This window comes from Streptomyces paromomycinus (assembly GCF_003865155.1).
GTDB lineage: Bacteria > Actinomycetota > Actinomycetes > Streptomycetales > Streptomycetaceae > Streptomyces > Streptomyces chrestomyceticus.
Window position 1 is genome coordinate 8,096,236 of sequence record NZ_BHZD01000001.1, and the last position, 13,353, is coordinate 8,109,588.

The 13,353-nt window shown below is 74.7% G+C and carries 12 protein-coding genes; 11 read left to right on the forward strand and 1 reads right to left on the reverse strand.

The features are described 5' to 3' along the window. Positions 1-69: 69 nt before the first annotated feature. A complete protein-coding gene (locus OEIGOIKO_RS35025) occupies positions 70-2,193 on the forward strand; it encodes a primosomal protein N' (protein WP_125057400.1) in 2,124 nt (707 codons plus the stop codon). Positions 2,194-2,671: 478 nt separating this feature from the next. Here the strand turns inward: OEIGOIKO_RS35025 and OEIGOIKO_RS35030 are convergent, their stop codons facing one another. Then, complete coding sequence (locus OEIGOIKO_RS35030; protein WP_125057401.1) at positions 2,672-3,214, reverse strand: hypothetical protein; 543 nt, start codon at positions 3,212-3,214, stop codon at positions 2,672-2,674. Positions 3,215-3,458: 244 nt separating this feature from the next. Here OEIGOIKO_RS35030 and fmt point away from each other — a divergent pair, with 244 nt between their 5' ends. The 10 genes from fmt (at position 3,459) to OEIGOIKO_RS35080 (ending at position 13,222) form a co-directional block, all read left to right on the forward strand. After that, positions 3,459-4,391, forward strand: coding sequence for a methionyl-tRNA formyltransferase (gene fmt, locus OEIGOIKO_RS35035; RefSeq protein ID WP_125057402.1), 933 nt, complete (start codon positions 3,459-3,461; stop codon positions 4,389-4,391). A gap of 180 nt (positions 4,392-4,571) precedes the next feature. Beyond that, positions 4,572-6,002, forward strand: a complete 1,431-nt coding sequence (locus OEIGOIKO_RS35040) for an RsmB/NOP family class I SAM-dependent RNA methyltransferase (RefSeq protein ID WP_125057403.1) — start codon at positions 4,572-4,574, stop codon at positions 6,000-6,002. Between the two features lie 382 nt (positions 6,003-6,384). Continuing rightward, a complete protein-coding gene (locus OEIGOIKO_RS35045; RefSeq protein WP_170251946.1) occupies positions 6,385-6,834 on the forward strand; it encodes an RICIN domain-containing protein in 450 nt (149 codons plus the stop codon). A 256-nt stretch (positions 6,835-7,090) separates the two neighbouring features. Beyond that, positions 7,091-7,774, forward strand: a complete 684-nt coding sequence (gene rpe / locus OEIGOIKO_RS35050; protein ID WP_125057405.1) for a ribulose-phosphate 3-epimerase — start codon at positions 7,091-7,093, stop codon at positions 7,772-7,774. Positions 7,775-8,016: 242 nt separating this feature from the next. Continuing rightward, positions 8,017-9,006, forward strand: coding sequence for a sugar-binding transcriptional regulator (locus OEIGOIKO_RS35055; RefSeq protein ID WP_030999354.1), 990 nt, complete (start codon positions 8,017-8,019; stop codon positions 9,004-9,006). 276 nt (positions 9,007-9,282) lie between these two features. After that, complete coding sequence (locus OEIGOIKO_RS35060) at positions 9,283-9,657, forward strand: guanyl-specific ribonuclease (protein WP_371858993.1); 375 nt, start codon at positions 9,283-9,285, stop codon at positions 9,655-9,657. Continuing rightward, positions 9,654-10,103 (forward strand): barstar family protein, encoded by a 450-nt coding sequence (locus OEIGOIKO_RS35065; protein ID WP_125057407.1) that lies wholly within the window; start codon positions 9,654-9,656, stop codon positions 10,101-10,103. The genes OEIGOIKO_RS35060 and OEIGOIKO_RS35065 overlap by 4 nt, the downstream gene beginning before the upstream one ends. A gap of 89 nt (positions 10,104-10,192) precedes the next feature. Beyond that, positions 10,193-10,576 carry a ribosomal maturation YjgA family protein gene (locus tag OEIGOIKO_RS35070; RefSeq protein ID WP_246177733.1) on the forward strand — a complete coding sequence of 128 codons (384 nt, stop codon included), beginning with the start codon at positions 10,193-10,195 and terminating at the stop codon, positions 10,574-10,576. 184 nt (positions 10,577-10,760) lie between these two features. After that, entirely contained in the window at positions 10,761-12,104 is a 1,344-nt protein-coding gene (locus tag OEIGOIKO_RS35075) for a hemolysin family protein (protein WP_125059358.1), read from the forward strand. Then, a complete protein-coding gene (locus OEIGOIKO_RS35080) occupies positions 12,101-13,222 on the forward strand; it encodes a hemolysin family protein (protein ID WP_125057408.1) in 1,122 nt (373 codons plus the stop codon). The genes OEIGOIKO_RS35075 and OEIGOIKO_RS35080 overlap by 4 nt, the downstream gene beginning before the upstream one ends. Positions 13,223-13,353 lie beyond the last annotated feature (131 nt).

Sequence of the window (13,353 nt, forward strand, 5' to 3'; positions counted from 1 at the left end):
GATGCAGCAGTCGGGCGTGAGCATTCGGCCCGGATCGCACTGTCAGTCCCATCTGCTAAACCTGATCCCGTGAGCAGGCAAGACGACGAGCAAGGTGCCGGCCCGGAGCAGCTTGCGTTGATTCGGGAGGCGGTGCGGGGGACGAAGGCGGCGCGGGCGAAGCCGCGGACGTGGCGGGGGGCCGAGCTGGCGGAGCGGTTGCCGGTGGCGCGGGTGCTGGTGGACAAGGGGCTGGTGCATCTCGACCGGTATTTCGACTATGCGGTGCCGGCGGCGATGGACGCGGAGGCGCAGCCGGGGGTGCGGGTGCGGGTGCGGTTCGGGGCCGGGGAGAAGGGGGGCCGGCGGGAGGGGGGGAAGCTGGTCAGCGGGTTCGTGGTGGAGCGGGTGGCGGAGAGCGAGTTCCGGGGGGTGCTGGCGCCGATCGCGCAGGTGCTGTCGTCCGAGCCGGTGCTGTCGCCGGAGTTGCTGGGGCTGTGCCGCGCCGTCGCCGACCGGTATGCCGGCACGCTCGCGGACGTGGTGCAGCTGGCGGTGCCGCCGCGGCGGGCGAAGGCGGAGGGGAAGGGGAGTGGTGCGCCGCTGCCGCCCAATGTGATGCCGGAGGCGGGGAGTTGGGAGAGGTATCCGGCGGGGCCGGGGTTCTTGGCGGCGCTGGGGCGGGGGGACGCGCCGCGTGCCGTGTGGACGGCGTTGCCGGGGCCGCACTGGCCGCAGGAGCTGGCGCGGGCGATGGCCGCGACGCTGGCGTCCGGGCGTGGCGCCTTGGCCGTGCTGCCGGACGGGCGGGCCGCGGCGCGGGTGGACGCGGCGCTGGGGGAGCTGATCGGGGAAGGGCGGCATGTGGTGCTGAGTGCCGATGCCGGGCCCGAGGAGCGGTACCGCCGGTGGCTGGCGGTCAGCCGGGGTGCGGTGCGGGCGGTGATCGGGACGCGGGCGGCGATGTTCGCGCCGGTGCGGGATGTCGGGTTGGTGGCTATTTGGGATGACGGGGACGGTAGTCACAGTGATCCGCACGCACCGCAGCCGCATGCGCGGGAAGTGCTGTTGCAGCGGTCGGTCACGGAGCGCGCAGGGTTCCTGCTGGGCGGGCTGAGCTGCACGGTCGAGGCGGCGCAGCTGGTGGAGACGGGCTGGGCACGGCCGCTGACGGCCGAGCGTGAGCAGGTGCGGGCCGCGGCGCCGCTGGTCCGTACGGTCGGTGACGCCGACGAGGCGCGGGACGCGGCGGCGCGGGCCGCGCGGCTGCCGACGCTGGCGTGGCAGGTGGTGCGCGACGGGCTGCAGCGCGGGCCGGTGCTGGTGCAGGTGCCACGGCGGGGGTACGTACCGCGGCTGGCGTGCGAGCGCTGCCGGGAGCCCGCGCGCTGCCGGGCCTGCGCGGGGCCGCTGGAGGCGCGGGACGCGGGCGAGCTGCGGTGCGGCTGGTGCGGGCGTGAGGAGGGGGACTGGCGTTGCGGGGAGTGCGGGGGCGTACGGCTGCGGGCGCAGATCGTGGGGGCCCGGAGGACGGCGGAGGAGCTGGGGCGGGCGTTTCCGGCCGTGCCGGTGCGTACGTCGGGGCGTGATCATGTGCTGGACACGGTGCCCGGTGTCCCGTCCCTGGTGGTGAGTACGCCGGGGGCGGAGCCGGTCGCCGAGGGCGGTTACGCCGCCGCGTTGCTGCTGGACGGATGGGCGCTGCTGAGCCGCCCCGACCTGCGGGCGGGCGAGGAGGCGCTGCGGCGCTGGCTGCAGGCCGCGGCGCTGGTCCGGGGCCATGCCGAGGGCGGCACGGTCGCGGTCATCGCGGAGGCGACGCTGCGCCCCGTACAGGCGCTGGTGCGCTGGGATCCGGCGGGGCACGCGGTGCGCGAGCTGGCGGAGCGGGCCGAGCTGGGGTTCCCGCCGGTGTCCCGGATGGCGTCGGTGACGGGCCGCCCCGAGGACGTGGCGGAGATGCTCGCGGCGGCCGCGCTGCCGGAGGGCGCCGAGGTGCTGGGCCCTGTACCGGTGCCGGCTCCCGACGCGGGGCGGCCGCGCCGGCCGGGGGACCCGCCGCCCGGCGAGGAATGGGAACGGGCGCTGGTACGGGTACGCCCCGGCCAGGGTGCCGCGCTGGCGGCGGCGTTGAAGACGGCGCAGGCGGCGCGGCTGGTCAAACGGGAGGGGGAGGCAGTACGGGTGCGGGTGGATCCGCCCGATCTCGGATAGGCGGATGGCGGACGGCGGACGGGGGACGGCGAACGGGGGCGCGGTGGGGTCGGACGGGGGCGCGGTGGGGGCGGACGATGTGCTCGCGGTGTTGCCGGGCGGGCTGGCTTCCGGGGTGTTGCCGGAGGGGCCGGCTTCCGGGGTGTTGCCGGGCGGGCTGGCTTCCGGGGTGTTGCCGGAGGGGCCGGCTTCCGGGGTGTTGCCGGGCGGGCCGGCTTCCGGGGTGTTGCCGGGCGGGCCGGCTTCCCGGATGCTGCCGGACAGCCCGGCCTCCGTGGCGCTGCCGGAGGGGCCGGCCTCCGTGGTGCTGCCGGGCAGGGGCGCCTGGGTGCCGCCGGACAGGGCTGCCGGGGTGCCGGCGGATCGACCGGCTTCCGTGGTGTCGGCGGACAGCGTTTCCGTGGGGCTGATGGTGCGGACGCGGCTGGGGTGGGGGACAAGGAGGCCGCCCCGGGGCGGGCCGGGGCGGTGGGCGCGGTCAGCCGTTGCGGGGGCCGGGGAAGACGCCGGGGCGCGCTTCTTCCCGTGCGGGGACGGAGGACTGCCCCGGCAGAGCGCGCGCGGCGGGGACGGCCGGGGCGCCCGGCAGGCCGGGGGAGACGGCCAGGCTGCGGGCAGCGGAAGGCTCGGGCGTACGGACCGCCTCGCCGTTCTCCGGGCCGGGCTGGGAAGTGGAGCGGCGGGCGCCGTAACGGCGGTGCACGGCCTGTTTGGTGACGCCCAGGGCGGAACCCACCGCGTCCCAGGAGAAGCCCAGCGAACGGTCGAAGTCCACCGCCGCCGTGACGAGGGTCTCGACGCTGTCGCGCAGTTCCTGGGCGAGACGTACGGTCGGGGCAGGGGCGCGCCCGTAGACGACGAAGCCGGCGGACGGGCCGGTGCGCCGCGGCCGGTAGACGTTGCCGAGCTGAGCTGTCAGGGTGCGCAGGGCGTCCACCTGCCGGCGGACCCGCTCGATGTCCCGTACCAGAAGGTGCAGGCTGGCGCGTGCCTGGGCGTCGTGGGTTGCGTGGTCGGCCATGAACAAGCCTCTCGAACCGGCGTTGAATGTGCAGAGGAACGTGACAAAAGGTGAAAACGAGCGGGCCGCGAGGGCGGCCCGGTCGGTCAATGCTGCTTGACCAACGCGACAGACGCGGCTTCGGTCACGGTATGGGGGCGTACGGGTTCCAATGAGGGGCGCGCGTCTGTTCGCACGCCCCCCGAAGGTGTGGCCCATAGACTGGTGCGCCGTTCCGCAGCGTGTGAGAGGTAGTACGCCACCCATGAGGCTCGTCTTCGCCGGCACCCCCGAGGTCGCCGTACCCGCCCTGGATGCCCTGATCGCCTCGGACCGGCACGAGGTCGTCGCCGTCGTCACCCGGCCCGACGCCCCCGCCGGCCGCGGCCGGCGCCTGGTCGCCAGCCCGGTCGCCGAGCGCGCGGCGGAGGCCGGCATCGAGGTGCTCAAGCCCGCCAAGCCGCGCGACGAGGACTTCCTCGCCCGGCTGCGGGAGATCGCGCCGGACTGCTGCCCGGTGGTGGCCTACGGGGCGCTGCTCCCCAAGGTGGCCCTGGACGTTCCCGCGCACGGCTGGGTCAACCTGCACTTCTCGCTGCTCCCCGCCTGGCGCGGCGCCGCCCCGGTGCAGCACGCGGTCCTGGCGGGCGACGAGGTGACCGGCGCCTCCACCTTCCTCATCGAGGAAGGGCTGGACTCCGGGCCGGTGTTCGGGGTGGTGACGGAGGAGGTACGGGCCACCGACACCAGCGGCGATCTGCTGACCCGGCTGGCCCTCGCCGGGGCCGGGCTGCTCGCGGCCACCATGGACGGCATCGAGGACGGCACGCTCACACCGGTGCCGCAGCCGGCCGACGGCATCACCCTCGCGCCGAAACTTGAGGTCGAGGACGCGAAGGTGGACTGGACGGCGCCCGCGCTGCGCGTGGACCGGGTCGTGCGCGGGTGTGCGCCCGCGCCCGGCGCGTGGACCGTCTTCCGGGGCGAGCGGCTGAAGCTGATGACGGTCGGGCTGGTGACCGACCGCTCGGACCTGGCCCCCGGCGAACTCGCCGTCACCAAGAAGGCGGTGTACGCCGGCACGGGCAGCCACGCGGTGGAACTGCAGTGGGTACAGCCGCAGGGCAAGAAGCCGATGCGCGGCGCGGACTGGGCGCGCGGGGTGCGGATCGGTGAGGGCGAGCGGCTGGGGGAGTGAAGGGGAGTGAAGGGGAGTGTGAGGGGCGCAGGGGAGGAGCTGAGCGGGGACGGGGCGGGGCGGCGGTGAGGGCCCGGGTGAGCTGTGGGCCGTCCGGCCTCGTACCGCCCCGTGGCGCGCCCCGCCGTGCCACGTAGGCTGGGGGCGAACCTCGTCTCGTAACAGCGGAGCACATTTCTCGTGAGTGGTCAGTCGCGTCGTCCCAGCAAGCCCTACCGCCGGCCCAAGAAGGACCCGGTCCGGATACTCGCCTTCGAGGCGCTGCGGGCCGTCGACGAGCGGGACGCGTACGCCAACCTGGTGCTGCCCCCGATGCTGCGCAAGGCACGGGAGAACGAGGACTTCGACGGGCGGGACGCGGCGCTGGCGACCGAGCTGGTGTACGGCACGCTGCGGCGGCAGGGCACCTACGACGCGATCATCGCGCGCTGCGTGGACCGGCCGCTGCGGGAGGTGGACCCGCCGGTCCTGGACGTCCTGTCGCTCGGTGCGCACCAGCTCCTCGGTACCCGCATCCCGACGCACGCCGCGGTGAGCGCGACCGTCGAACTGGCGCGTGTGGTGCTGGGCGACGGGCGGGCCAAGTTCGTCAACGCGGTGCTGCGCAAGATCGCCGCGGACGACATGGACGGCTGGCTGGAGCGCGTCGCGCCCGAGTACGACGACGACCCCGAGGAGCACCTGGGGATCGTCCACGCGCACCCGCGCTGGGTGGTCTCGGCGCTCTGGGACGCGCTCGGCGGCGGCCGCGCCGGCATGGAGGACCTGCTGGCGGCCGACAACGAGCGGCCCGAGGTCACGCTGGTGGCCCGGCCGGGCCGGTCCACCACCGAGGAACTCATCGAGGCCGTGGGCGAGGAGAGCGCCCTGCCGGGCCGCTGGTCCCCGTACGCGGTACGGCTCGCCGAGGGCGGCGAGCCCGGCGCCCTGGACGCGGTGCGCGAGGGCCGGGCCGGTGTGCAGGACGAGGGCAGCCAGCTCGTCGCGACGGCGCTGGCCAACGCGCCCGTCGAAGGCACCGACCGCGTCTGGCTGGACGGCTGCGCGGGCCCGGGCGGCAAGGCTGCCCTCTTGGGCGCACTCGCCGCGCAGCGCGGTGCGCGGCTTCTCGCATCCGAGAAGCAGCCGCACCGCGCGCGCCTGGTGGCACGGTCGCTGGCCGGCAACCCCGGCCCGTACGAGGTCATCGCGGCCGACGGCACCCGCCCGCCGTGGCGCCCCGGCTCCTTCGACCGCGTCCTGATGGACGTCCCGTGCACCGGTCTCGGCGCGCTGCGCCGCCGCCCCGAAGCGCGCTGGCGCCGCCGCCCGGAGGACCTGGACGGCTTCGCGCCGCTGCAGCGGGAACTGCTGCGTCAGGCGCTGGTGTCGGTGCGGGTCGGCGGCGTCGTCGGCTACGCGACCTGCTCGCCGCACCCGGCCGAGACGCGCGCCGTGGTGGAGGACGTCCTCAAGGGGCGGGCCGGAGCGGACGTGACGGCGGAGTGGATCGACGCCCGCCCGCTGATCCCGGGCGTGCCCGCACTGGGCGACGGCCCGGACGTGCAGCTGTGGCCGCACCTGCACGGGACGGACGCGATGTATCTGGCGCTGCTGCGGCGGACGGCGTGACGCCCGGAGAGCGTTCCGCCGCTGCTCAAGGGGCACTTTGCCTGACGTGATCATGCAGGGATAAGCTGCCGGTGACAACGGGGATCACGGCCGCAGAGGTGTCGGACAGGCACGGGGAACGGACCTCGCGGGGACGTGAGTGGGGAGACGGCGAACAGGCCGGGCACGGAACGCTGCTGAGCGGTCCGACGCTGGTGAGCGGTCCTGAGGCTTGTCGGGCCCCACACCACCACGTGTACGGACAAGGCGTCGACCGCCCTTGTCCACGTACGCCGCCACGGGGTTCAGGAACCGGCTGTCAGCTCTCTGTCAGATGTCTGTCAGAGGGGCAGCCGAAGCTGTCGGGGTCGTCATTCGACCCTCGGAACGGGGAAAAAACAGTATGAAGAAGCGTCTGATCGGTACGGTCGCGGCCACCGCGGTTCTCGCGCCCGCTCTGATGTTCAGCGCCTCGGGACAGGCGTTCGCCGCCAGCAAGACGGTCACCTGGAAGAACAAGGGCAACGGCAAGTGCCTGGTGGCCCGGGGCTTCTGGGTCGGCGTGGGCGACTGCGGGGCTGCCGCGAAGTGGAAGGAGACCAAGCAGTCCGACGGAACCTTCGTCCTGAAGTCCGCCGACCACGATTTCTGCCTCGACAGCAAGAAGGACGGCACCGTCCGCGCCAACGTCTGCAACGGCGGCAAGAACCAGAAGTGGCGCGAGCTCAAGGACTCCCTCGGCTGGCGCCTGCAGAACAAGGCCACCGGGCTCACCCTCGGGTCGAAGACCAGCGCCGGCTCGCCCGTGTACGCGGGTTTCGACGGCGGCATCAAGCACCAGCGCTGGAGCTGAGCTCCGAAGGCGCCGGCGGGTTCGGCGCGCGACAGGGACGTGACCGGTCCCTGAGATGGTGACGGGTTCTGCGCATCGGCCGCCGGCCTTTCGTCCGTCCTGGGGCGGACGAAAGGCCGGCGGCTTGCTGGTTTCGCGGCTCGGAGAGGACGCCGGGGGCGTTCCCGTACGCCCGGTGGCCCCTCTGCACCGCCCCTGACCTGCGGCCCGGCCCACCCGCTTAGGCGCGTCCGGGGCGGCAGGACATACTGGAGGTATGGCCTTGATCAACCCCAGCATCCTGTCCGCAGACTTCGCCCGGCTCGCCGAGGAGGCGAAGGCCGTCGAGGGCGCCGACTGGCTGCATGTCGATGTGATGGACAACCACTTCGTGCCGAACCTGACGCTGGGCGCTCCGGTCGTCGAGGCGCTGAGCAAGGCGACGGACACCCCGCTCGACCTGCACCTGATGATCGAGGACCCGGACCGCTGGGCGCCGCAGTACATCGAGGCGGGCGCCGGTTCGGTCACCTTCCACGCGGAGGCGGCGGCCGCGCCCGTACGGCTGGCGCGGGAGATCCGGGCCAAGGGCGCGCGGGCGTCGATGGCGCTCAAGCCGGCCACGCCGATCGAGCCGTACGAGGACCTGCTGCCCGAGCTGGACATGCTGCTGATCATGACCGTGGAGCCCGGTTTCGGCGGTCAGGCGTTCCTGGACATCATGCTGCCGAAGATCCGCCGGACCCGGGAGCTGATCTCCAAGCACGGGCTGGAGATGTGGCTCCAGGTGGACGGCGGGGTGTCGGCGGCCACGATCGAGCGGTGTGCGGAGGCCGGCGCGGACGTATTCGTGGCGGGTTCGGCGGTCTACGGCGCGGACGACCCGGCGAAGGCGGTGCGCGAGCTGCGCGCGCAGGCGGAGTCGGCGACGGCCGCGGCCGGCTGGGGCTGCGCCCACTGACGCGCACCGGCACAGGGGCGCCCGGGTGACCGCCGCGGGCGCCGGCGCCGCACGTGGTGTGCGGGGAGCGCGCGCCGATCCCCGTACGCCGGTGTTTCTTGGTGTCGCCGCTACCGGGTGTTCACGACGGCCGGGGCGGTGATGGTCCCCGACCACCTCGGGTTTCTGCAAGGATGAGCAAAGACTCGATCAGGTGCGCACAAGGGGAGAATCTCGTGGTTGCCAGCCGCCCGCAGTCCGCAATGGGCCCCGCCGAGCTGGTGCAGGCCGCGGCCATGGCCCGCCGCTTCTATCTGGAGGGCAAGTCCAAGATCCAGATCGCCGAGGAGTTCGGCGTCAGCCGCTTCAAGGTCGCCCGGGTGCTGGAGACGGCGCTGGAGCGTGACCTCGTACGGATCGAGATCCGTGTCCCGGCGGAGCTGGACGCCGAGCGTTCGGACGCGCTGCGGGCCCGCTACGGCCTGCGGCACGCGGTCGTGGTGGAGTCGCCCGCCGACGCCACCGACGACGCCCCGGACCCGGAGAATCTCGGCGAGGTCGCGGCCGACCTGCTGGGGGAGCTGGTGACCGAGGGGGACGTGCTCGGTCTCGCCTGGGGCCGGTCGACCATCCACATGGCGGCCGCGCTGCACCGGCTCCCGCCGTGCACGGTCGTCCAGCTGACCGGCGTGTACGACGCGGGGACCGCGGACCGCGGCTCGGTCGAGGCGGTGCGCCGGGCGGCCGACGTCTCCGGCGGCGAGGCGCACCCGATCTACGCGCCGATGCTGCTGCCCGACTCGGCGACGGCCGCCGCGCTGCGCGGCCAGACCGGCATCGCCCGCGCGTTCGAGTACTTCGACAAGGTCACCGTCGCCTGTGTCTCCATCGGCTCCTGGGCGCCGGGCATCTCCACCGTCTACGACATGCTCTCGGAGCAGGAGCGGGAGCACTACGCCTCGCTGGGCGCCGCCGCCGAGATGTCCGCGCACCTCTTCGACGCCGACGGCCGCCGCATCGGGCGGGACCTGGGCGAGCGGTGCATCACGGTCGAGGCGGACCGGCTGCGGCGCATCCCCGAGGTCGTGGCCATCGCGGGCGGCCGGCAGAAGGCGGCGGCGATCGGCGCGGTGCTGCGGTCCGGGCTGGTGACCAGCCTGGTGACGGACACGGCCGCCGCCGATCATCTGCTGCTGGAGACCGGGCCCGGTCCGCGTCCGGCGCTGGAGCGGGCGGATCCGGACGGGGCCTGAGAGGGCGGACCCGGACGGGGCCGAGCGAGGCGACCGGCGTAGGGCCTGAGCCCCGGGGCGGACGGCTGTGGACGGCTGCCGGCTCCCGTACCGGCCGCCGGCCGACCGTGCGGCAGCCGCTGTCCGCCCGGTACCGGCCAGCCAAGTGATCTTGTACGGGGTGCGGGCGCGCACCCCGTGCCGGGCTGTGACAGCATCGGCGCATGGTGATCCGCTCCGCTCCCCGCGCGGCCGTCAGGCGTACTCGCTGCGCTGCTGGCCTGCCTGCTGCTGTTGGTGTCCGGCTGCTCCGGAGGCGGCGGCGGACAGGGGAGCGCGAAGTCCACGCACGGGGCGCCCCCGGCGAGCGCCGCCGCGCCGGACTGGGCCGAGGGCATGGCGACCGTACCGGCCGAGAAGCTGCCCGAGCAGGCCCGCGACACGCTGCGGCTGATCGACGCGCGCGGCCCGTTCCCGTACCCCAAGGACGGCACGGTCTTCGGCAACCACGAGCGGCAGCTCCCTAAGCAGAAGCGCGGCTACTACCACGAGTACACGGTCCGCACCCCGGGTTCGAAGGACCGCGGCGCGCGCCGGATCGTCACCGGCGACAGCCACGAGACGTACTACACCGACGACCACTACCGGACCTTCAAGGCGGTGCTCCGATGACGGCTCCCGTGCCCCGGCCGCTCGCGGCGGTGCTCGACGGCAGTACGCCCCCCGGGGTCGTGCCCTGGCCGCACGACCGGCCCGCGCACGAAGCGCTGGACGCGGCGCGCGCGGCCGGCTGGCACGGTGCGCTGCTCGACCTCGAAGGGGTCACCGGCAAGGCGGAGTTCATGGACCGCTGCGCGCGGGCCCTGCGTCTGCCGGACTGGTTCGGCCGCAACTGGGACGCGCTCGCGGACTGCCTCACCGACCTGTCGTGGTGCCCTGCCGACCGCGGCCGGGTGCTGGTGGTGTGCGGCTGGCAGCAGTACGCGTCCGCCGCGCCCGACGACTGGAGCGTCGCGGAGGAGGTCATCGCGGACGCGGTGGGCTTCTGGCGGGACACGGACACCGGACTGGTCGTCGTGATGGCGCGGGGCCGGGAGCCGGGGGCACGGACGGCGTGACGTACGGGGGTGGGGGGCCGCGAGGCGGTAAGGCCGGTGCCGGGGATCAGCGGGAGGCGGGTTTCGGCGGTGGGGCGAGGACGCGGCTGGTGGCAGGGGTGGCCGCGCTGCTGACGGTTGCCGCAGGGCTCGGTGTGCGAGCCGGCGCGGCGCGCGTGGGGCTGGGGCCCGAGGTGGCCAAGTACGCGGGTGACGCGCTGTACACCGTGCTCGTCCAGGCGCTGGTGGTGCTGGCCGTGCCGCGCATCCGGCCGCCGGTCGCGGCCGCGGTGGCGCTGGCCTTCAGCTGGGCGGTGGAGTTCGCGCAGCTCAGCGACGTACCGGCAGAGCTTTCCCGGCGCAGTGCGGTGGCCCGCCTGGTGCTCGGCTCGACCTTCAACGCGCCGGACCTGCTCTGGTACGCGGTGGGTGCGGCGGCCGCGTGGGCGGCGCACGGGTGGCTGCGGGCCCGGTGCCGTAGCGGGGCGTACTGAGCCGGAAGCCGCAGCCGCCCGCCACCCCGGACACGCGTCCGCTCCCGCGCCTGTTCCCGCGCCCGCGCCCGCTCCCGCGCCTGTTCCCGCACCCGCTCCCGCACCCGCTCCCGCACCCGCTCCCGCGCCCGCGAGGTTTCGCCCGCCCACCGCCGGGCACCGAGGTGCGGCGGGAGGTGATGCGGTGGCCGAGGTGTTGCTCCTACTGGCGGCGTTGGCGCTCACGCTGGCCTGCGCCGTGTTCGTCGCGGCGGAGTTCTCGCTGACGACGGTCGAGCGCAGCGCGGTGGAGCGCGCGGTCGAGGAGGGGGAGCGGGGCGCGGAAGGGGTGCTGAGCGCCGTCCGCGCGCTCGCGTTCCAGCTGTCCGGCGCCCAGCTCGGCATCACCGTGACCTCCCTGGTCATCGGCATGCTCGCGGAACCGTCCCTGGCGGCGCTGCTGCGCGGCCCGCTCACCGCGGCCGGGCTGCCCGGAACGGTGGCCCCGGGCGTCGCGTCGGCGCTCGGCGTCGGCGTGTCCACGGTGGTGCTGATGGTCGTCGGCGAGCTGGTGCCCAAGAACTGGGCGATCTCCCGGCCGCTGGCCGTGGCCCGGATCGTGGCCGGACCGCTGCGCGCCTTCAGCGCGCTGTTCGCCCCGTTCATCCGCCATCTGAACCAGTCCGCCAACCGGCTCGTACGCCGCTTCGGCCTGGAGCCCACCGAGGAGCTGGAGTCCTCCCGCGGCCCGGCCGAACTGGTCTCCCTGGCCCGCTACTCGGCGCAGGAGGGCGCGCTGCCGGCCGACTCGGCCGAGCTGTTCGTCCGGACCCTGCATCTGGGTGAGCTGACCGCGCAGAACGTCATGACGCCACGGGTGGACGTACGGGCCCTGGAGGCGCACGCCACGGCGGCCGACGCGGCCACGCTGACCCTGGCCACCGGGCTGTCCCGCTTCCCGGTGTACCGCGACACCCTGGACGAGGTCGTGGGCACCGTCCACATCCGCGACGTCCTCGCCCTCACACCGGAGCGGCGGGCCGCAACCCCCGTCGCGGAGCTGGCCGCCGAGCCCGTGCCGGTACCGGAGTCGCTGCCCGTCGACCGGCTGCTGGACCGGCTGCGCACGGTCCGCACCATGGCCGTGGTGATCGACGAGTACGGCGGTACGGCCGGCATCGTCACCCTGGAGGACATCGTCGAGGAGATCGTCGGCGACGTACGGGACGAGCACGACCCGGCGGCGGGCCCGGATCTGCTGCGGACCGGGGCGCGCACCTGGGAGGCGGACGGCGGGGTACGCCTGGACGGGCTGGCCGGGATCGGCCTGGAGGCGCCCGACGGACCGTACGAGACGCTCGCGGGCCTGCTGGCCACCCGGCTGGGCCGGATTCCGGCGGACGGCGACGAGGTGGGGGTGGCGGACGGCTGGCGGCTGACGGTCCTGGCGGCGCGCCGGCACCGGGCGGAGCGGGTACGGGTGACGGCGCCCGCCGGCTCGTCCTCGCCGGGCGCCCGGGCCGCCGACGGGGGAGGGGAGCGACCGTGACCGCCGTGCAACTGGCCGTCGCCGTACTGACGTTGTTCAGCAACGCCTTCTTCGTCGGCGGCGAATTCGCGATGATCTCCGTACGGCGCAGTCAGGTCGAACCGCGTGCCAGGACCGGTGACCGGCGGGCCGGCCGGGTGCTGTGGGGCCTGGAACACCTCTCCGAGATGCTCGCCACCGCCCAACTGGGCGTCACCGCCTCCTCGCTGGTGCTCGGCGCGATGGCGGAACCGGCCATCGCCCACCTCGCCGAGCCCGCCTTCGAGGCGCTGCACGTTCCGCACGGGCTGGTCCACCCGATCGCGTTCGTCCTGGCGCTGAGCCTGGCCACGTATCTGCACATGCTCGTCGGCGAGATGGTGCCCAAGAACGTCGCCCTGGCCGCGCCGGAACGCGCCGCGCTGCTGCTGGGGCCGCCGCTGGTGGCCCTCACCCGCGCGCTGCGCCCCGTCGTCGTGAGCATCAACGCCCTCGCCAACGGCCTGCTGCGGCTCTTCAGGACCGAGCCCAGGAACGAGGTCGCCGCCGCGTTCACCGACGAGGAACTCGCCCGTATCGTCCAGGAGTCACACCATGCCGGGCTGCTCTCGGACACCGGCGGCGAGCGGCTGCGGGACGCGCTGGCCCTCGGGCGGCGGCCGGTCGGCAAGCTGCTGGTCCCGCTGGCGGAGATGGTCACCGTCGACCGGGACGTCACCCCGGACGAGCTGGAACGCATCGCGGCCCGCGCCGGTTTCTCCCGGCTGCCGGTCACCGGGCCGGCCGGTACCGTCCTCGGCTACCTCCACATCAAGGACACCCTCGGCGTCACCGACCGGGACCGGCCGTTCCCCCGCGACGCGCTGCGCCCGATGCCGCGGGTCGGCTGCGGGACCCCGCTCGACGACACCCTGACCGCGATGCGGACGGCCGGCACCCAGCTGGCCGCCGTCAGCGGCGAGCAGGGCGTGGTGCTGGGCTTCGTCACCATGACGGACGTACTGGACGAGCTGGTGGGCGCGCCGGAACGGACCCGCCGGAACGGGTCCGGCGCCGGCCGGCGGACCGGGAGCCAGGACCGGGCCGGGCACCGTGACGGGCGCGCGGACCGGGAGCCAGGACCGGGCCGGGCACCGTGACGGGCGCGCGGACCGGGAGTTGTGACAGGGCCGGGCAGCGCGGCAGGACCGGGAGTCGTGACAGGGCCGGGAAGCGCGGCGGGACCGGGAGTCGTGACAGGGCAGGTGCGCAGGCGCGGAGGTCCGCACAC